Raw genomic sequence first — 20,878 nt, 5'->3', positions numbered from 1 at the left:
CCTCCTATCGTTGTTCAGTCCAGAAATCGGGGCGCGGTGTATTCTTCCCGTCGCGCCCTTCGAAAATCGTGACGATCCGCTCGGCAAGCTGGGCCTCCGACAGCACGCCAAATCCCACCGGCTCGATCCGGCCCGTATAGGGCTGCGCCAGGAACAGCGCCGGCACCTGCTGCACCTTCAGCGCCCGTACGGCGCCGTTGTCGCTGCGCGCGTCCGGAAATGCCGCCAGCCTGCCGCCATCCATACTGATCGGCACCAGCTTGATGCCATGCCGCTTGCGGAAAGCGTCCAGTACCGGCGCCATCGCATGGCAGTAGCCGCAACTGCCGCGAAAGAAGAACATCAGCACGTGCTCCTTCGCCACTTGGGCCAAGACCCCGGCGCTCTCGCGCAGGCGTGCCTGCTCGAACACCTCCAGCGCGGTGGCGTTCACCGGCCGGCCCTGGGTGGAAGGATCCAGTTCCGGATGGGCCCAGGCAATGCGCCGCGCGATGTCGGCGAAGAGCGACGCATTGCCCACCACCTTCGCCTCCAGCTCCATGTAGCGCCGAACATTGGGCTCGGTGGGCGAGATCACGGCGAGCGCGCGGCGCTCCTCGACTTCTTTCTGTAACTGCCGAAAGCGCGCCAGCGCATCCTGCTCTTCGTCCATCACGCTAGGTGGCCGAGCCTTCGGCCGGGATGGCGTCGTCGGGGGCGGATCGAGATAGAAGTGCCAGCCGGCCCGTGGATCGGACACCGCGGGAGCGTCGCCCGCCAGTACCTCGCCCGGATCGGGCGTGGCTGCCACCGCGCCAGCCGTAGCAAGCGCTAGGCCAAGGCAATAGAGCGCGCGCCTGATCATCTCGCCACCTCAAGGCTGCGCGGTGGCAGGCCATCTCTGCAATAGTTCAGCTCGAAGCGCAGATGCTGCTTGCCCGATGTCGCCGTCGTATTTAGCCGCACGCCATCCTGCGCGACCTCCACCCGTAACCGCGCACAGCCCTGTTGCCGGTAGCGCACAATGGTCGACACATCGATATGGATGGGGGCGCTGGTCTGATATTGGCGACTGATGGCAGCGGCAAGGCCGCCCGTCAACATGCCGCGGGCGGTGCCATCGGGAGAGTCGAGCGCGGTCCGCAACAACGGCGCAAACTGTTCCACCGGCGTACGTGCCGCGGCGCCCTCCATGGCGGATACGTCCAGGACCAGCAACAGGGCTACGCCCATTACCAGAAATGGTCGGATTAACATTTCCCACCTCCCGCGTAGCATTTCACAGCCTTGGTGGCCGCTGCGTCTTGCAGCGCGCCGACGTTCGGCGATATCGGCACGATCGAGGCATAGAATTCGGACAAATCGAATCTGGAAAAATCCATGGCCTGCAACTGTGCGATCGAGAAACCGCCACAGGCCGGGTTTTGCGCGCGGCCCCATCCGATACCCAGTTGCGCGCGCCCCTGCTCGTTGATGAGACGGGCCAGCACGGAGTTGAAGCAGCATTTCGACGTGGTGTGTTCGATGCAGGACACGCACCTGCCCAGCACCCTGATGCACTTGGAACACCAGGTCCCGATGCTGCGGCACAGTCGCGCGCCCTCTTTCATGGACAGTTGCCCCTCTTCGGCATTGCACGACAACATGGACATCACGACCATGAAGATGACCATGATGACCAGCGTCCAGGGCGTGAACGCCACCACGATGTTCTGCCCCGCCGCGATGGTGATTGAACCTGCCGGTAGCGCGACACCGTTCACGGCCACCGTCACCCCGTAAGCGGAGAAGGTGCCGCTAAAGCCGTAGCTGGTCAGCGCGGCCTTGATCCCGGAGGCGATGAAACTGCGGTTGTTCGAGTTCATCAGCACATCGAACACCAGCCTGGAGCCGACACCGAACAGCGAGCCATTGTTCTGCGCCGCGCCGGCCCGGTCGGTCTTGCAGCAGTTGGCCAGGAGCCGGTTCCGGCAGCGGTTGTCCTCTCCCGCGAACACCTGCATGGTGGCCGGGTCCATGTACACGCCGGCCTCCCTTGCCGCTTCCAGATACGTCATGGCCTGCGCAAAATCCGGATCGTTGACCTTGCTGGTATCGAAGCATTGCTCCCCCAGACAGAACATGCCCGCGGCGCAAGGCCCCGGTCCCGGGCAGCCCACGTACAGGCCGCCCAGATGGCTTTCCGTCGCCAGCGGATTTCTCGCCACCGCCGTGGCACCGGCCACCTGCGGATCGCTGCTCGGCACGGGAGGGCGCGGGGTGCTGGCAGACGTCACCGCGTGAAGTCCAGCCACGCATGCCGCCGGATCGGGATGCAATGCGCACATCGCCAACTGCGCTTGCGCCTGGGTAGCCAAGTTGGCCTGGCCGTACAGGGAGGTCTGCGGCACATTGGTCGTATAGCCGGGTACCACCCCGGCGGCGTCCTGTGCATTGACCATCCCACGCGCGAGGACGTTGGCGGCCCGCGCGGCGGCCAGGTCGTCCGACTGTGCAAGCGCCAGCCGCACCTGCGAGGTCAGCAGCGCGCAAAGGACGATCCATGCGGTCAGGCGGCGCATGATCACGGCTCCAGGCCGGCCCGCAGACGACGGGCCTCTCGTGCGAAGCGCGGCGCACTGCGGGCCACGTGATCGAGGGCGTGGGCCAGTGTGACATCCCCTGCCACGGCCACGAATCCTTCCGGCGCAGCACAGCCGCGCTCCTGGCATGGCGAAGTGGCGGCAACATCGCGCGCGAGGATCATGGTGGGCACCTGCTCAATGGCGAAGCGCAAGAACGCCTTGGGATCGATCTGGATCGACACCTTGCCCGCGCCACCCAGCTGCCCGATGCGGGCGGCGGTCTTGATCATCGATCCGCCTTCCAGGCCGCGCAGCACCAGCACGGCGCCTACACGTGGCGCATCGGCCGCGAGCCTGCGCAGCGAACCCTCCGGCATGGCCAAGCTGATGAACACCAGCAGCCGTGGACCGGCGGAATGGGGTGCTGCGCCAACGCCAGCCGCCTCGTAGCCACGCGCCACGGCCGCCAGGTCCACTTTTGTCCCGGCCATCGGCTGCGGCAGCGCGTCGATGCGGTGCTGACGCGCAGGCTCTGTCGCCCTTGCCGGCCCGACGCCCAACGTCAAGGCCATCACCAGCGGTCCCGTGAAGCGGGCTGGATGCCATTCAGTAGCCAACACAGCAGTTCCCCTTCCGAAACAACATGAATGCGAAATCCTCCCCTGCACGGGGTACTCCTTGCCCGCGCCCCACAGCACCGTGCTGCGCCCAAAGGGCTGGCAGCACTTGCCGGCTTCCTTGACGGTGGCGGGGATCGGATAGGTCAGCTGGCTCTTGTAGGCACGTTTGTCCATCACCGGGAGAAAGTACGGTCCGCACAGCCCGGCGGACCCGTGCCGTCCCCAGGCCAGCAGCTCACGGTGCAGCTTGGCCGTCAGGCGCTGCGCCAACAGTTCGGCGGTGCGTACACCGCCCAGGTGATACGGCACATGGCCATCGAGCGGATGGATCGCCCCCTGGCAGCCTGCGCACCAGAACAGCTCCGGACGCCCGAAACCGGCGGTGGCTGCCACGCAATCGGCGGCGCAGGCAGCCTGCGCCACCGGGTTGGCAAACAAGACCGCCTCCGGGTTGAGAATCAAGGTCAGCTCGTCGTCATTCCAGAGCGGATCGACTTCGGTGAGGTAGGCCAGATCGAACGAGCCCTGCTCCAGGCAGGGAAAGTCGGCCACTACCTGGAGCCAGAACAGCACGGGGTTGGCGTAGAAATGCGCCTGGTAGAAGCTGTTCTGGTCGCCGCCCGCGTCGACCGAGCGCCCGGCATGCGGCGCGGCAATCCCTGGATTGAGGTCCACACCGCCCAGCGACACCAGGCAGAACGCCCTGCGCACCACTTCCACATGGCGCACCGGTTCCCAGAACCCGATGGAGATACCAACCGTGGGATTCACGCCACAGGAGCACACCGGGACACTCGGATTGAGAATGTCTTCCTGGCCGCCGATCGTGGCCAGGGTGCCGCCACCGAGCGTGATCGGCATCAGGCAGCTCCAGCAAATATCGGTGACGGGGTTCGGAAACCGCCCGGTGCAAGTGCTGGCCGCATCGGCTGCCGGGCAGAGCAAGGCCAGCCATGCGGCGGCCACCAGCACGCCCACTGCGTGGCGGCACCGCCCTGCGCAATTGCGTAGGCCCTGGAGGACAGGCAAGAAGGCGGTCATGGCGTCACCCCGCTCGCCGCCGCTACGGGCGGTACCATCTCGTCGATGCGCAGGCGCTTGCCTTCCTGCGACACCAGCGCCGGCACGCGCGCGATCGACAGCTTGCGCACCAGCAGGCCGCGCTGGTCGAAGTAGACCGGCATGCGCCAGCGCCGCATCAGGTCGAGGTAGGAGCCGCCAGTCAGTACCGGTTTCACGGCGCCGGCCTGTGCGCCGACCAGCTGGGCCGCCAGCGCTACCTGGCGTGCGTCCCGGCCGTCGAAGAACAGCAACTTGCGCGGCATCGACACGATATCGAGCGGATTGGCGCGCGTGCCGGCCGCAAAGAGCAGCCTGCCGGTGGCGTCCACGATATTCTTGTCGAGCACATAAGTCGGATCGACATGGTAGGTCCGCGGCGCCTGCACCACGGGCAGCGCCAGCGGCGCGGGCCGCAAGACGGCCTGGCGCCCCCGTTCTACCGCCTGGGCGCGCAACCGGGCCAGTTCACCGGTCGCTTCCTTTTCCCGCAGGCGGCGCTCGATCATGGCCAGCAGGTCTTCCTCCGCGATGCGATAGACCGGTCCGATGACACCGAGCGATTCCGCCTGCGCGCCTGCTCCCGCCGCCAGCACGGCGGCCAGCCACCACCGGTATCGAATGCGCGTCATGATCAGCTCCTCAGAACAGCGGCCGCACCACGGCCAGCACGTCACGCAGCGGCACCAGGCCGCACAGACGATAGCGGGAGTCAAAGCTGTCGTCACCGGTTCCCTGCATGTAGAAAAAGCCTGCCGGAATCACCGTCGGGCCAATCGGTTCCAGTGCCACGTGCGATACCGCCGCGAAAGGCTTGGCCAGGCCGACGTAGACGCCATTGACGAACACGCTGCGCCCCAACACATGGACCCGGTCGCCGGCGACGCCGGCCACGCGCTTGAAGAAGGGCTGGTTGCGCAGGCCGGGAAAGTGGCGCACGCCCTCGCCCCGGAAAGAAAAGATCACGTAGTCGCCACGGGACACCGCGGGCTCCGCGTAGCGCACCACGGCGATCAGGTACGGCAGGCTGGGCGTCACGTTGAAGAGCAGCGGCAGGCGCGGCGTGGGATCGCCCAGCACGCGGATGCTCGCGAGCAGCCAGATGGCCGTGAGCAATGCGTAGCAAAGCCAGTCCCTTCGCATGGCACGCACGAATTGGAGCAGGCGTGTCATCAGCTTGTGCTCCGGAATACACCGCCATTGAGGGCGGTGAGGAAAGGAGCTGACCGCGAAGCAGCAGTCGCCTTTGCCTTGATTTGAAAGATGTTTGTCGGTTGCCACACATAGCCGTAGCCATCTGCACGCTGCAGGACTCGGCAATATCTATGTGCGACGCCTTGCACAGTGGGAATGCCAGCAATACCGAGCTGAATGTTGAAATTGCCTGTCATCCGCACGGCTACGCGGCCTCTATATTGACCTTTGTGCTTGCCAGTCAACACCGTCGCCATCACCATATCGCCGGTGCGAAAGCCGAAGGCTGTTTTCTTGCGCGTGAGGTAAGCACGTGGGAAACCGTACTTATCTAAACGCGTCTTGCAGCGTGAGCCTCGGCCCGTGCACTTGACATGTAGCGTTGGCACCTTTGTACCTTGCACCTCCCCGACGACACCTACACATGCCGCGTCAAGCGCGTGGGTCTTGATGACACCATGGCGGCTGCGGTTCCACTTCGTCTGGCCGCCCGTGCCAGTTTCGACTGGAAGACCAGCCTTTTTTAACGCACAGAATAGAACCCATCGGGTGGCATTGACGGCCGCTGCATCGTGCAAAGGCGCCTTTGCCTGCTTCAGAATGCGCGCTAGTCTGACTGGATCTTTTCCAAGAAACACGCGTATATCTTGTGCAGATTTTTTTCTATTGCACGGTATGCACGCGAGGGTCAGATTGGAAACCCGGTCTGAGCCGCCGCGGGCTTTGGCGTGGATGTGCTCCACCTGCAGCGGCACGTCTGTCGCGTCGCAATAAGTACATGTACGATGGAATTTCTCCAGCAGATATTCGCGCACTTCGGAACCTGCTAATGTCCCTTGCTGATATGCGACACCCGAGATTTCCGGATCTTGCATCAGTTGCGTATCGAAATACACCAGCTCCTGCGCCAAGTGCGTGACGGGAGCCAGGCGCCGCAGTCGCGTGACCCACGACACCGTTGTGTCGAGGCGATGTCGTAGGGACGGTGGAAGCCAACCTCTTGGCCTGGTGCGATTGGAAAACCGCGGAGCGCGGTAGCGCAGGTTACTGCGTCGCCGGTGTCGCATTGCCGAGCGGGCATGTAATGAATCCCTGATGGCTTGGCCACGATGTGCCAGCTCCAGCAGGAATAAGATGTGTATTACGGGTTCGACGACACCGTAGGCGTTAGCGGCTTCGATGCGCGCAATTGCCATTCCCGTCGCCTTGCTACCGGGGTCGATCGACAGCCGCAATGGTTGCACGGTGGACTGTTCGAGGCACCGGTCAACGAGGCGGATACAGAAGGGGAACAGTCGATGGATGCGTGCGCGACCGGCAGCGAGCAGCTTGCGTGCCCGCTTCGGTGTGCACGGCATTAAGGGCCGCTTTTTCTTGTCGAGAACCAGTACCGTCATGTCGGTTTCCCCATTCACTTTTCAGTACGCTTACGCGCCTTGTGTCGGAAGCAGCCATGCCGCTGCCTCGCTATCCTTGAGAATGTTGCAGGCCGGCTTCAGCAGGTTCGCGTCCTGCCTGATTGCGGTCCGTTTCGTGCGTACCCTGTAGCTTGTCTGCTACCGCAACTTCGAATGAAAGACATTTCGCCTTTCTATCCGGGACTGGATAAAGCATCCCGGCGTCGGTCTTGTACCTGCTTGCAACGTAGTGCCATAGGCTTGCACCCATGGCCCTTTCTCGGGTCAACCCGAGCTATCGAGCTTTTCACCTTTCAAGCTCCGCCCTTCGGGGCGAGGTAGTTGACGGCCGCACCCGCTGCCATAAATGTGGCGTGAGGTCGAGGATGGCACCAGGCGCCGACGCGATGGCCGAGCGGTCGACCACCAGGCAGCCGCAGTCCTGTTCCAGACTCGCCAGATGCGCGGGGAAGGTGTTGGCAAAGCCCCTGGCCGCGGCAATCGCCCTATCCCGCGCGGCGTCATTCGGACTGGCGGAAATCGCCTGCAGGTAGCGCTCCTGTTCCTCGCGGTACACCCGTGCGGCATCGACCACCCCGATCGCAGGAATGGGCCGGACGAGCCAGTAGTGGTAGGCGCCCAGCGTGGCGGCGTTCATCGCCACCGCGGCCACGAGCGGCATCAATGCGGATTTCATACGAGGCCCCGTTGTTCCAGCACGCGCGTGATCGCTTCGTCGATGCTCAAGCCCTGGGCGCGCAGCGCATCGATGGGCTTGTTGTCTTCCAGCTTGTTGGAAAACAGCAGATGGGTGGCCGGATCGAGCACCAGGCGCGCGACGCCCTCACCCACCGGCGACGATACATACATCTCGGCATAACAGCCGGCCTCCGTACGCAGGGAGTTAAGCAGGCGCTTTTTCGCAGCATCCATCAGCAGCCTGCCTTTACGGTCCAGCAACTCGATCGACTCGGGCTTCTGACGCAACAGGAAGACCCAGTCCGAGCAGTTGAAGGCCGCTTCCATCTGCGCCGAACCGTAGTAGTCATCGGCCCCTTGCGTGGCAGTCACGAGCGAGCCGCCATACTTGCGCGCCCGCCGCGCCGCTTCCTCCACCACGGCGGCCTTGAAGGGATCGTCGCTGCCGATTTCACCCAACTGCTGCTTCAATTCGTCCATGATGAGCAGCTTCTTGCGGTTGCGCGTCAGGTACATCTCGGCGGTGATCTGGTACATCAAGAGGATGTTGACCACTGCGTGCAGGTCTGGCCGGCGCTTGAGCTCCTCGTTCTCGATCACGATGAAATCGTTGCTGAAATCGATGTTGTTCCTGCCCTCGAAGTAGCGGGCGTACTGGCCACCCTTCGCATAGGGATTGAGCATGACGGCCAGATCACGGATGCGCTGGTCATCGCGGATGTCCAGGTCGGGAATTGCCCCGCTCTTGAAGGCGTCGCGCATGGCCGTCATCGTCATGTCGCGGCCATACTTGTCCCACTGCTGCAAGAGCACCGCCGAAATGGCCTTGTATTGCACTTCCTCCAGCGTGCCCTTCATCGAGCACATCTTGGCGATGGCCGGCACCAGCATGTCCATGTCATCGCAGATGTCATTGATCGCCGTGAAGGGATTGAGGTTGATGTCGCTGCTGGGCGTGAATTCAATGTAGCTGCCATTGGCCTTGCGGCACAGCTTTTCGAAGGAGCGGCCCAGGTCCATCATCCAGACCTTGGCGCCCACCGAGCGGTAGGACCATGCCATTTCATTGAGGAGCACCGACTTGCCCGACCCGGGCGCGCCGACCACCGCCCCGTTGTAGTTGCCCAGGTCGTTGTCGAACAGGTCGAGCGTGGTGATCTGTCCGCGCCGGCCAGCCAGCACCAGCGTGGGCGTGCGCGTACCGCGCCACTCCGCCACGAGCGGCGCAAGATGGATGGCATTGGCATCGGTCTTGCGCGTCACCCGGCGCATCTTGCGCAAGTCGTCGTGGAAGGTGGGGGACAGCGTCATCGGCAGACTGGCCAGCAATGCCTGGCGCTGCTTGAACACGTCCGCGTTCAGCTCGAAGCCGCAGGAACGCCAAATCGCGCGGGCCGCCTCGCAGGCCTGCGTAGCCTGCCCGCTGGTGGAAAAGATGCCAATCTGGTGGTACATCGTCACCAGGCGGCCGCCATTGTCGGCGGCGTCCGCAGCGGCCTTCCAGTCCTGGCGCTTTTGCTCGACATCGGGCATGACCTGGGCCAGCTTGCTGTCCGAATTCTGGTTGGCACGGAAGTGGTTGGTCGTGATGGCGCTGCGCGTATCCGCGTGATCGAGGATGTGCACGCCCATGGTCAGCAAGAAGGGGGCGCTGTACTGCAGCGGCGGCTGCATCAGGTCCCCGATCAGGGTGCCCATGCGCCACAGCTCGAATTTCTTGGGAAAGGACTTGATCGACATGAAACGCGCTTCCAGCGCCGCTGCGCCGCTCAGTTTGGAGAAGCACAGCCCTTCGGGCGTGGCGTCCTGGATCGTGTCGAAGTCGACGATCTGGTCGCGTACTTCCCTGCCGGCGTCGTAGTGCAGGTCGCCGAAACCGGTGCGCGTCATGCGGTCGGGGTTGGTGAACTGCGCGCACCAGTTGATCAGCTCATCCGCGTCGCAGCGTCGGTTCGGCAGCGAGGCCGAGGCCAGTGTCACGGACATCGAATCGCGCAGTGCGCACAGGATGCCGAGGCGCTGCGTATCGTCCCCCGATCCGGGAATCGTCACCGAGACCAGCAGGCGAAAATCGCGCATGGTGAAATGGTAGGCGGCGGTCAGCGAACGCTGCGCCCCGGCCAGCAGATGCTGTACCCGCTGCCGCGCCAGCTTCCGGTAGAGATTGGTATTGCGCGCCGGACGGCCGCCTTCCCTGCTCTTCTCGTACTGGTCGGCATCTTCCATGCGCAGGTTGGCGTAGTCGCGCAGGATGGGATGCACATGGGGCGAGCCAAACAGATGGTATTGGATGCCGGTGCCGATCGGGCAGTTGAGGTACAGGCTGGCCAGCACGTCCACCATGCGCTCGTCGGCGCCGCACTGCGGCAGCACGTCGAGGATGAACCCGATGCAGCCGTTGCGGTTCACGAACAGCTGCTGGTCGGGGATGTAGCCGCTATAGGGCAGCCAGGACGCGAACTGGTCTGGCGGCGTATCGATCCCAGTACGCAAGCCCAGCCATTCCAACAGGTGGCGCGGTCCACCGCGTGTTTCGTCGCTGGCGAAATCGAACATGATGTGCTCCCTGGACGAATGGCTACCGTGTATTGCCGACGGCCGGCAGGCTCCCCGCGGCGCTTCGTGCTGTTTCAGCACCTTCGCTCGTGGCCGACGGCGCCGTGGCGGGCTCCGGCTGTGCCATCGGCGATGCTGGCGGCGGGCGCAGTGGCGCGTAGGATTCGCGGGCCGCGCGCTGCACATGGGCGACCTGCCATTGCCCTTCATTGATGCGGACATAGACATAGGATTGGTCCACCAGATCGTGGTCGCTGTCCTCCCATGCCTTGATCCATAGCCTCAGGACACGCACCGGTGTACGCAGTGCCACCGGGTCGAGACCAGGACGCATGGCGACGCCTGCCGATTCGGGCGTTGCCGACGCTGCCTGACTCGCTTGCCGGGTGCCATCAGCGACCCGGTTGTGATAGTTGGCGGTCACCGACGCGCAATGCACGCCCTCCGGCGCCTTGCAACTGAACTTTGGCGAGCCGTCGAGCCCGGACAAGTTGCCGCAGCCCGTCAAGGCCAACGCGGCCAGAGTTCCGGCCAGGCACGTGCTGCGACCCCATCTATCGTTTGCGAGAAGTTCCATATTTGGTCCTTGCTATGCCATCGGCCCTTGCGAGCCCATCGGCGGCGCGCGCCAGGCCGGCTTCGATTTCTGCAGAAGGCAGCACACCCGCGGTAATGCGCCCATCAGCAAACACGAGCGTGGGCGTGACACGAATCCCGAGCCGGCCGGCGAGCGCCATGTTGCGCTCGAGCGGCATGGCACACGCCGATATAGACGACTGCGGTGCAGTGCCATCGGTCATGACCCGCCGGTACGCTGCGTCGCGATCCGGTGCACACCAGATTGCCTCTGGCAGTGCTCTGCCCTGGAACGGCACCAGGTAGTGCAGTACCGTGACGTCACGCAGTTCCCGCAGTTCCTTGTCGAGCTCGCGGCAAAAGCCGCAAGCAGGATCGGTGAAGACCAGCAGACGCCGTGCGCCGTTGCCCTGGGTGGCAACGATGGCATCGGCGACAGGCACGTCAGCAACAGCCTGGCGGTGCACCGTACCTGTTGTTCTCTGTAGCGGCTCTCCATCGCTGGCCGGCCGACTAGCCTTGCGCGACGCGGTCAGATCGCGCATGTGACGTACATCGTAGAGATGACCGAATATCAGGTAACGTGTGCTGCCACGGCGGACATAGGCGACGTTGTCGCCCATCCAGACTTCATAGATGCCGGCGACAGGTGTCGGTGTTACCCGGTCGAAGCGCGTGCCGGGATGCGCCTTGCGCAACTGCGCCAGCATGGCGTCCTCGGCTCGCGCGGCGAGCGCGGCTGGCAGACCCACCGCCAGCAATAGCGGTATCCAGTTAATCCACGGTCGCATCGTCTTTCTCCTTCCCCAACCTCGGCAGACGCACGCCCCTGGTCAGTACGATGTCCACCTGCCGCTTGGCACCGACCTCGATGACGGGAAACGTCTCTTCGGCCAGCTTGATGTAGTAATTCGCCAGGTTGTCCAGTGCACGCCCCACGCCGCTACCGATGCCGCGCTGCATCCGGTCGCCCATGCCTTCGGGCGACGTGGCCAGCGTACCGAACGGTGTGGTGGAAAAGGTTGCACCACTTTGCCCAAAACCCTGGCCAATACCGCTGACAATGCCGGCACGCAGCGCATTGGCCAGCATCTGCCCCTGCATGGTCACCAGGCGGCCGCGCAGCCCCAGCATGCCGTCCTCGCCCAGCACGTTGCCGTCGATCTTGACCTCCAGCGCACGGCCATCCCGGCGCACGCAAGACAGGTTCACGGTTCGCAGGTACGCGCGGGAAGCGCTGATGCTGCCGTAGCCGGAAGCGATCACGAAACACTCCTTCACCTCGCTGCGGTAATGGTTCGGCAGCACGGCGTTGTCCAGCAGGCGGATCAACACCGGCAATGGGTTGGCCTGTGCCTGCCCGCCGGTCGGCGCCGCGATGCCACTCAACGTTTCGCCACGAATAAAACCCACCGGCAGATACGTGTCGAGCATGCCGCCTTCGGAACTCTCATGATCCGCCTCGCGGCCGGCGGCTTCCGGCGCGTCGGCCGATTTCGCGGCAGGTGTCGGCTGCGCCAGGTTGACGCGGATCAGCGCTGGCGCCGGCTCGGCGGGAGGCACCGGCATATCCGCTGTGCCGTTGGGCACTGGCAGCGGTGTTACAGGACTGCCAGGAGGATAGCCGGAAGGGTCTACCAGCGGCGGAGCGCCGGAGGCGGTATGCGACGGCATGGCGGGCGGACGGCCTGTCGGCGCCGGTGCAGATGGCGCGGCCGGTGGCGCAACGGGCGCTGCTGACGCGGCCAGGTTCTGCTCCTGCTGTTTGCGTTCCAGATCGGCCAGTCGCTGCATCAGTGTCTGTTCACCGGCCTTGCGCTCCGCATTGAAACGGTCCTGCGCATCCTTGTCCACCTTGTATTGCGCCAGTGTCTTGCCGGCGGTCCCTACCCACTGGTCCAGCGGGTCCACACGGGGCGGGGTCACGCCCTCCTGTTCCGGGTTGACCACCACTTTTTCCTTGGCCTGGCCAGCATTGGGGGCCGTCTTGGGCTCGTCAGCACCGGCCAGGCTCAACACCAGCCAGAGCATGCCGATACCGCCTGCCAGGATGCTGCTGGCCGTCATGTACTGCTTCTGCCTGGGGCTCAGACGGCTCGTTGCCGCTTCCCATCGTTCTCGAAGCTTCATCGCGCGCCCTCCTCCTGGCCCGCGATGACATGGACCAGCGTGGCCTCGCCCGGCCGCAGGTTGTGCCGCTCGATCGCGACCGCCAGCACGCCTTCGCGGTCGAATTCCTGTTCGGCCAGCACCATGACGGTATTGCCGATATTGCGCAACCGGTAGGTTTCGCCCACCAATGCCCGCGCCTCGACGCGGTGCAGTTGCGTGTATTCGGCCTCCTGCCATAGGGCCTTGCGCACTTCCATGTGTTCGGCCTGCGCACCATCGGCGTCGCGGCCAGTCGCCATCGATACCAGCAAGGTCTTCAGGGCCCGCACATGGTGCGCAGCGGCGGGCCTGTTATTCGTCGACGCTGTCTGCGTGCTGTCGATATGGCGGTCACGCAGGATCAGCGTGTCCGCCGCCATGCGTGCCGGGCGCAGCAGCAGGGTGTAGGTGGCGCGCGGCGACGACACGAATAAATTGATCGGCTTGGCCAGGCTCGCGGAAACCGGCCTGACATAGATTTCGCCCTTGTCGAGGTCGCAATTGAGGATAACGTCGCCGCGCGGATTGACAGTGGGAGTGGCCAGTTGCGCCGCAGTCTGCGGCACGGCGCCGTTGGCCGGCGCGCCCTCGCAATTGCTGCTGGAGTGGATGTTGCCAACCACGTTGACGATGCGTTGCCCCTCCAGGCGCACGCGCGTGGGCGCGTCGGTCGAAATGGCCGCTTCCATGATTTCGCCATCGCGCACGTCGCGCGGCTGGCCCGCATGGGCGCAGGCACCGTGGCAGGCCAATGTAAGCAGCAGGATGACGTGTCTACGTTTCATCGCGAAGTTCCTTGAAGGTTCTCAGGTGGGTGCGTCCGCCCGAATACTGGAAGGCCAGGCGATAGCGCTTTTGCAGCAGAGAGGTTTCCTGGCCGTTGACCAGCGTGCGCAGGCGCCCGGTCATCAGGACCGTCTGCGCCTCCTCGTCCGGCTCCAGTTGCTGCAACTGAAAATAGGTGCTGCCGTTGATCTTGCGCAGGCGCTCGGCTTCCAGCTCCATGCGTAGCTTCAGCGCTTCATAGTCCTGTGGCGCGACAAAGCCCAGCAAGGCATCTTTCTTCCAGGCTGCCGAGGCGGGCGTAACGTCGAGCATTAGCCAGGCGACGTAGCCTGCCATCTGCTCCAGGTATTCATTGCTGACGCGTTCCCCCGACACCCAGAACGATTTGGTCACCTGCGGCGGCATAACGATCACGCGCTGCGCGCCGAGCAGTTCATAGGTGATCAACAGCGTGACAAACAGGCACAGGCCCAGCACGCCCATGGCAATCCGGTGGCCCCGGATGCGCACGCGCAGTTCCCGCAGATCGTCCTGGTAGCGGATGTTGTCCATGTTCGCTCCTTATCCCACCATGCGGCGGATGTGCGATGGCGGCGTGGCGCGCATCGAACTCACCGGATTGGTGGGCAAATGCCAGTACAGCCAGTGCAACGCATAGGCAGGGTGTTTGTCAGCCTTGGTGCGCGCCATCTTGCGGGCGAAGTAAATGCCAATGGCCACAGCAGCGCAGAAGCCCCACAGGCTGCTGGCCAGATAGCCCACGAACAGCATGAAAAGGACGGGGGCTGCGACATCGATGTCCCACAGGCCGATCTTCCACTGATCGTCCAACCGGCGCGGGATATAGGTGTCGGTCAGCATCCCGTCCTCCGTGGTGATTCAGATCACCGCGCCCATGATCGCGCCGGCGATCACGAGACCCACGGCACCGAAAATGGCCAGTCCGACGTAGAACAACACTGGACCGAAGTTGCGGAGCGCGGCCAGCGAGATCAGCGCCACCACGAAACCGATGAACCCGACCAGCGCCTTGATGCCGGGCGCCAGACTGGCCATCTGGGTCAACGCCGACACCAGTGGACCGGTCAGGCCCGTGAAAGCGACCAGATCGATTGCCTGGCCAGGGGCCGCAATGACAAGCCCCAGCAGCATCACGATGTATAGCGCTGCCGCGCTTAGGCCCTTGCGGGGCAGACGCCACGGTACGGGCGTTGGCGCCCAGGTATTCAACGTACTCATGCATTTCTCCTTTGGATTCATATGGCACGCGCAGGGTGTGCTTGCCCGGCTCGCGTCATCCGGGCGTCCAGCGCGTCCCGGGTGGGCCGCGCACCATCGCCTTGCGACGTGGCCGCCCGCGCTTGGGATGGTGACCGCGCGGCCGGGTCCACGGCCAGGGCAGTTCCTTGCCACGCTCGTCGCGGGCAGGCGTAGCGCCTTTCATGGCAAGGCCTCTTGTGCAAGGTGGAATGTGACGACGGCATGCCGGTTGGCCCGGCGACCGTCGCTGGTCGTGTTGTCGGCCACGTAGCAGCACGCGCCGCGCCCTTCCACTGTGATCCGCGCGGGTGCAATACCCAACTGTTCGCGCAGAAAAGTGCCCACGACACGTGCGCGCTGCCATGCGAGGCGCTGATTGAATGCACGGCTACCTGTGCTGTCCGTCCTGCCGACGACCGTGATGTGCGCTGCATGGCGCGCCTGGTCGGCTAACTGGGCCAGTGCAGCTGTAGCCGATTGCTCCAGTTCTGCAGAAGCGGCATCGAAGTGAATCACGATGCCTTCAGGTTTCATAAACCGAGCCTGGGGCGGTGAGGCCTTCTGGCCTGTATCGCCCGGTACAGCAGGTTGCGCGGAAAGCGCGTTCGTCTTGGGCGTCACCACCGGGCAAGCAGCTTGAAGGCACATGCCGAAATAGCTTGATTTATCGTACCCAAGCTGGGCGATCGCGAATCCCACCAATGGCCGTGTTCCGGAAATCTGCTGGGCACTGTCCGGCATTGGTGTGCTGGCGCAGCCCGATAACAGGATCGGCAACGGGAGAGCGGCGGACAGCATCAGCGCCGCATGCTGCACATAGCGCCTCATCAGATTTTGCTCCGAGATACACCGCCCTTCAGGGCGGTGAGGAAAAGAGCCGACCGCGAAGCGGTCGCAGCCTTTGCCTTGGGTTGTTCGATCCATGTCGGTTGCCAAACATAGCCGTAGCCATCTGCACGCTGCAGGAATCGGCAATGCTTGTATGAAATGCCTTGCACGGTCGGCACGCTGGCAATACCCGACTGAATATTGAAACTGCCTGTCATCCGCACGGCTACGCGGCCTTTGTATTGGCCCATGTGCTTACCGGTCGGGACTGTGGCCGCCACCATGTCGCCAGTGCGAAAGCCGAAGGCCGTTTTCTGGCGTGTGAGGTAAGCACGCGGGAAACCATATTTATCCAGTCGCGTCTTGCAGCGAGAGCCCCGGCGCGTGCACTTGACATGCAACGTTGGCACGTTCGTACCTTGCACGTCCCCACGATACCCACGCAGGCCGCGTCGAGCGCGTGAGTCTTGACGATACCGAAGCGGGTACGGTTCCACTTCGTCCGCCCGCCTGTGCCAGTCTCAACCGGAAGACCCGTCTTCTTCAAGGTCTTGAGCAAGGCCCATCGGGTAGCGTTGACGGCCGCCGCGTCGTGCAGCGGCACCTTTGCCTGCTTAAGTATCCTGGTTAGCCTGGCTGGGTCGTTCGCGAGAAACTCTTGAATATCTTGCGCGGCCTTTCTGCCGTTGCACACTACGCATGCGAGAGTTAGGTTGGAAATCCGATCCGATCCACCGCGAGCCCTGGACTGGATATGGTCCATCTGGAGCGGCACGTCCTTCGCATCGCAGTAGGCGCATATGCGGTGGAATTTCTCCAGCAGGTACTCGCGTACTTCATAACCTGCCAATGTCCCTTGCTGATAAGCGACACCCGAGATTTCCGGATTCTGCATCAGGTGCGTATCGAATCGGACCAGTTCCTGCGCCAGGTGCGTGATGGGCGCCAGGCGCCGCAATCGCGCGATCCACGCCGTCGTCGTGTCGATGCGGTGCTGCAGGGAGGGAGGGAGCCAGCCCTTTGGCTTGGTTCGGTTGAAAAATCGTGGAGCGCGGTAACGCAGGTTACCGCGCCGCCTGCGGCGCATTGCCGAGCGGGCATGCAATGCATCCCTGATGACCTGACCACGATGCGTCAACTCCAGCAGGAATGCGATGTGCATCACGGGTTCGAGGTCCCTCTCAGCATCAATGATTTCGATGCGCGAGATAGCCATCCCTGTAAACTTACTGCCAGGGTCGATCGATAGCCGCAACGGTTGTACAGCGGACCGTTCGAGACACCGGTCAACAAGCCGGATACAGAACGGGAACAACCGATGGATGCGGGCACGGCCGGACGCGAGCAGCTTGCGTGCCCGCTTCGGTGTGCACGGCATCAAGGGCCGCTTTTTCTTGTCGAGAACTAGTACCGTCATGTCAGTTTCCCGTGTCACTTGTCATTGCGCTTACGCGCCTCGTTACGGAAGCAGCGATACCACTGCCTCGCTATCCTTGAGAATGTTGCAAGCCGGCTTCGGCAGGGTTTTCGCCTTGCCTGGTTGCGGTCCGTTTCGTGCGTACCCTGTAGCTTGTCTGCTACCGCAACTTCGAATGAAAGGCTTTCGCTTTTCTATCCGGGACTGGATAAAGCATCCCAGCGTCGGTCTTGTACCTGCTTGCAACGTAGCGCCGCGGGCTTGCACCCTTGGCCCTTTCTCGGGTCAACCCGAGCTATCGGGCTTGCGCCCATTTAAGCTCCGCCCTTGAGGGCGGGGTAGTTGACCGCAAGCTCACCGAGTACAGCGGCGCTGCGGCTGCAAGCCATGTGCTCTCGGGCTGAGACGGTGCAAGCCTGCGCATCAGTGACCGATATACCCGCCACGCATAACGCATTCGCGTGCGCAGGCACTGCTCCGCGGTCATCGCAACGCACGCGGCGTTGTAGGCGCCGACGGCCTCCCATGTGTAGCCATGGCGCGCGATCTTTTCGGAAAGGATGCGTGCACCTGCATTGATGTTGGTGCAGGGTTCGAACAAGTCCTGCTTGCTCACGCCCAGATTGCGCAGTACGCGCGGGTCCGAATTGACCTGCATGTAGCCGATATCGACCGTTTTTGTGCGGCGAACATGGCTGTTGTTCACTGCTGCCGGATTCATGCCGGACTCGGTGTCGGCAATGGCCAGCAACAGGACAGTCGGGACGTTGTGTTTCTTCGCCGCCTGCTCCCAGCAGGCACTGGCCAAGCCGGGGATCAATACCAGCAGCGGCACGGTAGAACGGATGGAGAATCGCATACGTACCTCACGACAAAACCCAAAAGAATCGATCTCGCGTCAACGCGAGGACTCTGGTGAATTCGGGTATGCCGGCGGTAGCCTGGCGCGGTGAAACGCAGGTGTGCGCCTGATCGACGCAAATAAAGCTTAGATGAAACCTCGAGAAGCCCTTCGCGCGATGTTGCGTCGGGCTTGCTCGAACACCTTGGCCTTCGCCCCTTCTTGTGCCAACACCAGGGCGACGCACGCCGTGGTGAAATGATCGAGCTTGAACTGCGGATGCGGGTGGCGGTTCTGCTCCGACTTCTGCAAGGCCAGCAGCAAGGTATATTGTTCGCGCCACATGTCTTCACGCCGGCGCGTGGTTGCCTGGTCGCGCAGCACCAGCTGCTGGTGCAAGAAGGCGAACACACGGCGCTCCGGCGCTGGGTCATCGAACACCAACGACACGCACGCACTGATCAGATCGGGAAAGCGCAGCTTCGGTGAGCAATTGGCAGCGTCGTTATAGAGTGCTTCCAGCCAGTTGTACTCGTCGATCCAGACGCGCGTGGCGACAGTCACCCCCTCATGCATGTCAGGCAGTGCCGCCGCAAGATCGCTGTGTGCCAGCTGCGGCGCTTGGTCCAGCGGAATGAATGCGGTAGTCATTGTGATGCACCTCAAGACGTTTCCCCACAGCGGGGCTTGATGAACATCATCGTACTGCTGTCGATTCGATTCTGCACCTTGATATGCCCTCTATTTTGGCGACATTTCGCCGCACATTCGCGCGCTCCCATGCACGAATGCCATTGCTCGCTTACCTTAACAAATGACCAGTCTTCTCAGGCAGCCTAATCATCGATACCAAAGATCGCGTTCAGTGATCGATAGCGGCAAGATTCGTGTTCAGGAGCGTTGGCAGCGTTGAACCAGATCGAGCGCTGCACGAACTGACTGACAGGGAACAGGTAGTACGAGGCGATGGCATCGTTGGCGATGTTGAGGCGTGCGCACAGCACGAAATCGTACGGGCGCTGTGAACGAAGCGTTACCTTCCAGCGACGAGCGTGTTCTTCATGACGGCAGCATGAAACTGCGACGCGCAGGCGAACACTGCCATTGATACGCAGCATTCCCCGGCCTAGTCGCTCGCTGGCAGCCCCGGCATCGCGGATCAAGTCTTCTATCTGTGGTACAAGCTGGTCGAGCAGCGCAAACGTGGCGGCCCTGGTCAATGCGCTCCGAGCAGTACGAGCTGGAGCAATATCAGCGGCTGCGTAGGCTGCCGCCAGACTGCCGAACACGGTCCGGATGAACTGCGGACCAGGCAGCCGGGGATCGGCCTTGATCAGTGCAGCGTTGACCTTGCCAGTCCGCTCATGTAGCGCCTTCAAGCGCATGGTGATCGCGTCCTTGGCAGGCATCTTCAGCCGGCGCTTTCGTTCCATTTGCGCCGCGTCGAAAACGGCTCGGGGCACGATCTGCGGGTGGGCGTCGAGAACACGCACCCACTGTTCTTCAGGATTTAACAGCCGTCTGCTGTTCAACTGCGTGGAGCTGCGGTTGTACACGATAGCCCCCGTGTACTTTTCGCTGGTCAGAATGCGCCTGACGTTGTAGGGGTCCCAGCACTCGCCGAACTGATTCTTGATACCGCGTGCATTCCAGTGTGCCGCAATGGCCGTATCGCCCAAGCCGTCCTCCAAGTACAGCCGGTAGGTTTCCTTGACTACTGCGACTTCCTGCTCTGGGCCGAGCGCAAATTTGACGCGATCCGTAAGCGCAGGCTTGCGCTCACCTGGGGCAAGTATTCGCTTGAAGGTCCCATCCGCTGCCGCACAGACCCGGCGCTGTCCATATCCCGCATCGCCACCGTGGGCCTTGTAGCCCAGGCGAGCGAAGGAGCATTGTGCATTGAGCACTTTTGCGGACAGTTCGCGACTGTACTCCGCGGCCATGAGCCGCTTCAGACCCTTGATCATGGAAGCCATGGGCGTACCGTCATTCGCAAAAGCTTCGGCCACATAGAGCACTGTCACCCCGGCCTGGCGACACATAAACTCGTAGTGCGCGCTTTCGTCAATGTCCTGGAATCGCCCCCAGCGGCTAACGTCATACACAAGCACTGTCCTGTATGGGGCATGCCCGCTGAGAATCTCCGCGAGCATTTGACGAAGTGCTGGCCGCCCTTCAATCGTCAAACCACTTCTTCCCTCGTCGGTATATTCGCGCACGATGTCAATGCCGTGCTGCTGCGCAAACAAGGCAATTACAGCCGTTTGCTGTCGTATTGAGTAGTTCTGCATGTCTGTCGACATCCGCGCGTAGGCTGCGGCAGCATGCTGCTTCTGTTCACTCATCTTTCCTCATTGTCGCGGTAAAGGGGTAGTTGGCGTTTTCACTCGTATGCATTCATACGAGGTCGGCAAGGAATCGAATGCCTCCCCTGCTGGAGCAGTTCTCGTGCCAGGACTGCAGGATCCGGCTTGAGCACACAAGATGGGGGTCATATGTAAAACAATCCGACAGCCAAACATCGCTTACCTGTGTGCTTGGTTCACGAACTGCGATACGTTACCGAGACTTGCTCGTCGTGAGGTACGCGCTGCTTGACATCGCTCAATGACGGACGGCCGCCAGGTTTTACGATAGAGCTGGAGGTGAACGATGACAACCTACGCGAATCTGAATACTTCGCAAATCGCAGCATTCCAGCGAGTCTTTGATGTGCTGAGCGCACATCATGCCCCGCCGTTTGCTGCTGAATTTCTGCAGGAATTTCGGGTGCAGATCTTAGCTGCCGTCTTGCACGAGGGGCCTTTCGCATTGATGCACTTTTCCTGCGAGTTCGGCAGGAATGAAAACAACGATTGACATGGGGGCCTTCATTCGGGCTTGACTTCGGCGCCAGGTAGGCGGCGGTCAGCATGCATGTAGCGCGAGTAGCAGTATAAAATCAGCAGACC

At 62.7% G+C, this 20,878-nt stretch carries 24 protein-coding genes and 1 pseudogene; 1 reads left to right on the top strand and 24 read right to left on the bottom strand.

Going from position 1 to position 20,878, the window contains the following annotated elements:
- Positions 1 to 4: 4 nt before the first annotated feature.
- From traF (EWM63_RS27700) to EWM63_RS27595, 24 genes and pseudogenes are all read right to left on the bottom strand, one after another.
- Entirely contained in the window at positions 5 to 844 is an 840-nt protein-coding gene (gene traF, locus EWM63_RS27700) for a conjugal transfer protein TraF (RefSeq protein ID WP_130189405.1), read from the bottom strand.
- Positions 841 to 1,236: a hypothetical protein gene (locus EWM63_RS27695; protein WP_130189404.1), complete on the bottom strand. Its 396-nt coding sequence runs from the start codon at positions 1,234 to 1,236 to the stop codon at positions 841 to 843. Before EWM63_RS27695 ends, traF (EWM63_RS27700) begins: the two co-directional genes overlap by 4 nt.
- Positions 1,230 to 2,540, bottom strand: coding sequence for a conjugal transfer protein TraN (gene traN, locus EWM63_RS27690; protein WP_130189403.1), 1,311 nt, complete (start codon positions 2,538 to 2,540; stop codon positions 1,230 to 1,232). The genes EWM63_RS27695 and traN overlap by 7 nt, the downstream gene beginning before the upstream one ends.
- Before the next feature lie 2 nt (positions 2,541 to 2,542).
- A complete protein-coding gene (gene trbC, locus EWM63_RS32615) occupies positions 2,543 to 3,034 on the bottom strand; it encodes a type-F conjugative transfer system pilin assembly protein TrbC (RefSeq protein WP_259772519.1) in 492 nt (163 codons plus the stop codon).
- Positions 3,035 to 3,149: 115 nt separating this feature from the next.
- Positions 3,150 to 4,135, bottom strand: a pseudogene (locus tag EWM63_RS27680) (TraU family protein).
- A gap of 65 nt (positions 4,136 to 4,200) precedes the next feature.
- Positions 4,201 to 4,854, bottom strand: a complete 654-nt coding sequence (gene traW / locus EWM63_RS27675; RefSeq protein ID WP_130189401.1) for a type-F conjugative transfer system protein TraW — start codon at positions 4,852 to 4,854, stop codon at positions 4,201 to 4,203.
- A gap of 10 nt (positions 4,855 to 4,864) precedes the next feature.
- Entirely contained in the window at positions 4,865 to 5,395 is a 531-nt protein-coding gene (traF, locus tag EWM63_RS27670) for a conjugative transfer signal peptidase TraF (protein ID WP_130189400.1), read from the bottom strand.
- The gene (gene iscB, locus EWM63_RS27665) at positions 5,395 to 6,813 is read right to left on the bottom strand and encodes an RNA-guided endonuclease IscB (RefSeq protein ID WP_130189399.1); all 1,419 of its coding nucleotides are present in this window, start codon (positions 6,811 to 6,813) and stop codon (positions 5,395 to 5,397) included. Before iscB (EWM63_RS27665) ends, traF (EWM63_RS27670) begins: the two co-directional genes overlap by 1 nt.
- Before the next feature lie 307 nt (positions 6,814 to 7,120).
- Positions 7,121 to 7,510, bottom strand: a complete 390-nt coding sequence (locus tag EWM63_RS27660; protein ID WP_130189398.1) for a hypothetical protein — start codon at positions 7,508 to 7,510, stop codon at positions 7,121 to 7,123.
- Positions 7,507 to 10,068, bottom strand: a complete 2,562-nt coding sequence (traC, locus tag EWM63_RS27655; protein ID WP_130189397.1) for a type IV secretion system protein TraC — start codon at positions 10,066 to 10,068, stop codon at positions 7,507 to 7,509. The genes EWM63_RS27660 and traC overlap by 4 nt, the downstream gene beginning before the upstream one ends.
- A 22-nt stretch (positions 10,069 to 10,090) precedes the next feature.
- Positions 10,091 to 10,645, bottom strand: a complete 555-nt coding sequence (locus EWM63_RS27650) for a TraV family lipoprotein (protein ID WP_130189396.1) — start codon at positions 10,643 to 10,645, stop codon at positions 10,091 to 10,093.
- Complete coding sequence (locus tag EWM63_RS27645) at positions 10,623 to 11,435, bottom strand: DsbC family protein (RefSeq protein ID WP_130189395.1); 813 nt, start codon at positions 11,433 to 11,435, stop codon at positions 10,623 to 10,625. The genes EWM63_RS27650 and EWM63_RS27645 overlap by 23 nt, the downstream gene beginning before the upstream one ends.
- Positions 11,419 to 12,774, bottom strand: a complete 1,356-nt coding sequence (locus EWM63_RS27640) for a TraB/TrbI/VirB10 family type IV secretion system protein (RefSeq protein ID WP_130189394.1) — start codon at positions 12,772 to 12,774, stop codon at positions 11,419 to 11,421. Before EWM63_RS27640 ends, EWM63_RS27645 begins: the two co-directional genes overlap by 17 nt.
- The gene (locus tag EWM63_RS27635; protein ID WP_130189393.1) at positions 12,771 to 13,580 is read right to left on the bottom strand and encodes a TraK domain-containing protein; all 810 of its coding nucleotides are present in this window, start codon (positions 13,578 to 13,580) and stop codon (positions 12,771 to 12,773) included. Before EWM63_RS27635 ends, EWM63_RS27640 begins: the two co-directional genes overlap by 4 nt.
- Positions 13,570 to 14,133, bottom strand: a complete 564-nt coding sequence (gene traE, locus EWM63_RS27630) for a type IV conjugative transfer system protein TraE (protein ID WP_130189392.1) — start codon at positions 14,131 to 14,133, stop codon at positions 13,570 to 13,572. Before traE ends, EWM63_RS27635 begins: the two co-directional genes overlap by 11 nt.
- A 9-nt stretch (positions 14,134 to 14,142) precedes the next feature.
- Positions 14,143 to 14,442 carry a type IV conjugative transfer system protein TraL gene (gene traL / locus EWM63_RS27625; RefSeq protein WP_130189391.1) on the bottom strand — a complete coding sequence of 100 codons (300 nt, stop codon included), beginning with the start codon at positions 14,440 to 14,442 and terminating at the stop codon, positions 14,143 to 14,145.
- Positions 14,443 to 14,460: 18 nt separating this feature from the next.
- On the bottom strand, positions 14,461 to 14,820 hold the full coding sequence (locus EWM63_RS27620) for a hypothetical protein (protein WP_130189390.1): 360 nt from the start codon (positions 14,818 to 14,820) through the stop codon (positions 14,461 to 14,463).
- Between the two features lie 55 nt (positions 14,821 to 14,875).
- Complete coding sequence (locus EWM63_RS31920; protein ID WP_165390959.1) at positions 14,876 to 15,025, bottom strand: hypothetical protein; 150 nt, start codon at positions 15,023 to 15,025, stop codon at positions 14,876 to 14,878.
- Positions 15,022 to 15,669, bottom strand: a complete 648-nt coding sequence (locus EWM63_RS27615; protein ID WP_130189389.1) for an OmpA family protein — start codon at positions 15,667 to 15,669, stop codon at positions 15,022 to 15,024. The genes EWM63_RS31920 and EWM63_RS27615 overlap by 4 nt, the downstream gene beginning before the upstream one ends.
- Positions 15,669 to 15,920: a hypothetical protein gene (locus EWM63_RS32985; protein WP_307720807.1), complete on the bottom strand. Its 252-nt coding sequence runs from the start codon at positions 15,918 to 15,920 to the stop codon at positions 15,669 to 15,671. The genes EWM63_RS27615 and EWM63_RS32985 overlap by 1 nt, the downstream gene beginning before the upstream one ends.
- Positions 15,896 to 17,086: an RNA-guided endonuclease IscB gene (iscB, locus tag EWM63_RS27610; protein WP_307720806.1), complete on the bottom strand. Its 1,191-nt coding sequence runs from the start codon at positions 17,084 to 17,086 to the stop codon at positions 15,896 to 15,898. The genes EWM63_RS32985 and iscB (EWM63_RS27610) overlap by 25 nt, the downstream gene beginning before the upstream one ends.
- Before the next feature lie 295 nt (positions 17,087 to 17,381).
- On the bottom strand, positions 17,382 to 17,945 hold the full coding sequence (locus EWM63_RS27605) for a lytic transglycosylase domain-containing protein (protein ID WP_130189388.1): 564 nt from the start codon (positions 17,943 to 17,945) through the stop codon (positions 17,382 to 17,384).
- 129 nt (positions 17,946 to 18,074) lie between these two features.
- On the bottom strand, positions 18,075 to 18,578 hold the full coding sequence (locus EWM63_RS27600; RefSeq protein WP_130189387.1) for a hypothetical protein: 504 nt from the start codon (positions 18,576 to 18,578) through the stop codon (positions 18,075 to 18,077).
- Between the two features lie 185 nt (positions 18,579 to 18,763).
- A complete protein-coding gene (locus EWM63_RS27595) occupies positions 18,764 to 20,272 on the bottom strand; it encodes a recombinase family protein (protein WP_130189386.1) in 1,509 nt (502 codons plus the stop codon).
- A 307-nt stretch (positions 20,273 to 20,579) separates the two neighbouring features.
- Between EWM63_RS27595 and EWM63_RS27590 the strand changes: the two genes are divergently transcribed.
- Complete coding sequence (locus tag EWM63_RS27590) at positions 20,580 to 20,786, top strand: hypothetical protein (protein ID WP_130189385.1); 207 nt, start codon at positions 20,580 to 20,582, stop codon at positions 20,784 to 20,786.
- Positions 20,787 to 20,878: the final 92 nt, after the last annotated feature.

This window comes from Pseudoduganella lutea (assembly GCF_004209755.1).
GTDB classification, from domain to species: Bacteria; Pseudomonadota; Gammaproteobacteria; order Burkholderiales; family Burkholderiaceae_D; genus Rugamonas; species Rugamonas lutea.
This window is presented reverse-complemented; position numbering and strand designations above follow the sequence as displayed.

Bases quoted from the DNA above. Each gene is read 5' to 3' on its own strand.
- EWM63_RS32985 (WP_307720807.1), bottom strand. From the start codon at position 15,920: ATGGGCCAATACAAAGGCCGCGTAGCCGTGCGGATGACAGGCAGTTTC.
- traF (WP_130189400.1), bottom strand. From the start codon at position 5,395: ATGACACGCCTGCTCCAATTCGTGCGTGCCATGCGAAGGGACTGGCTT.
- traN (WP_130189403.1), bottom strand. From the start codon at position 2,540: ATGCGCCGCCTGACCGCATGGATCGTCCTTTGCGCGCTGCTGACCTCG.
- traW (WP_130189401.1), bottom strand. From the start codon at position 4,854: ATGACGCGCATTCGATACCGGTGGTGGCTGGCCGCCGTGCTGGCGGCG.
- traC (WP_130189397.1), bottom strand. From the start codon at position 10,068: ATGTTCGATTTCGCCAGCGACGAAACACGCGGTGGACCGCGCCACCTG.
- EWM63_RS27640 (WP_130189394.1), bottom strand. From the start codon at position 12,774: ATGAAGCTTCGAGAACGATGGGAAGCGGCAACGAGCCGTCTGAGCCCC.
- iscB (WP_307720806.1), bottom strand. From the start codon at position 17,086: ATGACGGTACTAGTTCTCGACAAGAAAAAGCGGCCCTTGATGCCGTGC.
- trbC (WP_259772519.1), bottom strand. From the start codon at position 3,034: ATGGCCGGGACAAAAGTGGACCTGGCGGCCGTGGCGCGTGGCTACGAG.
- EWM63_RS27645 (WP_130189395.1), bottom strand. From the start codon at position 11,435: ATGCGACCGTGGATTAACTGGATACCGCTATTGCTGGCGGTGGGTCTG.
- iscB (WP_130189399.1), bottom strand. From the start codon at position 6,813: ATGACGGTACTGGTTCTCGACAAGAAAAAGCGGCCCTTAATGCCGTGC.
- EWM63_RS27660 (WP_130189398.1), bottom strand. From the start codon at position 7,510: ATGAAATCCGCATTGATGCCGCTCGTGGCCGCGGTGGCGATGAACGCC.
- EWM63_RS27620 (WP_130189390.1), bottom strand. From the start codon at position 14,820: ATGAGTACGTTGAATACCTGGGCGCCAACGCCCGTACCGTGGCGTCTG.
- EWM63_RS27650 (WP_130189396.1), bottom strand. From the start codon at position 10,645: ATGGAACTTCTCGCAAACGATAGATGGGGTCGCAGCACGTGCCTGGCC.
- traL (WP_130189391.1), bottom strand. From the start codon at position 14,442: ATGCTGACCGACACCTATATCCCGCGCCGGTTGGACGATCAGTGGAAG.
- EWM63_RS31920 (WP_165390959.1), bottom strand. From the start codon at position 15,025: ATGAAAGGCGCTACGCCTGCCCGCGACGAGCGTGGCAAGGAACTGCCC.
- EWM63_RS27695 (WP_130189404.1), bottom strand. From the start codon at position 1,236: ATGTTAATCCGACCATTTCTGGTAATGGGCGTAGCCCTGTTGCTGGTC.
- traE (WP_130189392.1), bottom strand. From the start codon at position 14,133: ATGGACAACATCCGCTACCAGGACGATCTGCGGGAACTGCGCGTGCGC.
- EWM63_RS27605 (WP_130189388.1), bottom strand. From the start codon at position 17,945: ATGCGATTCTCCATCCGTTCTACCGTGCCGCTGCTGGTATTGATCCCC.
- EWM63_RS27635 (WP_130189393.1), bottom strand. From the start codon at position 13,580: ATGAAACGTAGACACGTCATCCTGCTGCTTACATTGGCCTGCCACGGT.
- EWM63_RS27590 (WP_130189385.1), top strand. From the start codon at position 20,580: ATGACAACCTACGCGAATCTGAATACTTCGCAAATCGCAGCATTCCAG.
- EWM63_RS27615 (WP_130189389.1), bottom strand. From the start codon at position 15,669: ATGAGGCGCTATGTGCAGCATGCGGCGCTGATGCTGTCCGCCGCTCTC.
- traF (WP_130189405.1), bottom strand. From the start codon at position 844: ATGATCAGGCGCGCGCTCTATTGCCTTGGCCTAGCGCTTGCTACGGCT.
- EWM63_RS27595 (WP_130189386.1), bottom strand. From the start codon at position 20,272: ATGAGTGAACAGAAGCAGCATGCTGCCGCAGCCTACGCGCGGATGTCG.
- EWM63_RS27600 (WP_130189387.1), bottom strand. From the start codon at position 18,578: ATGACTACCGCATTCATTCCGCTGGACCAAGCGCCGCAGCTGGCACAC.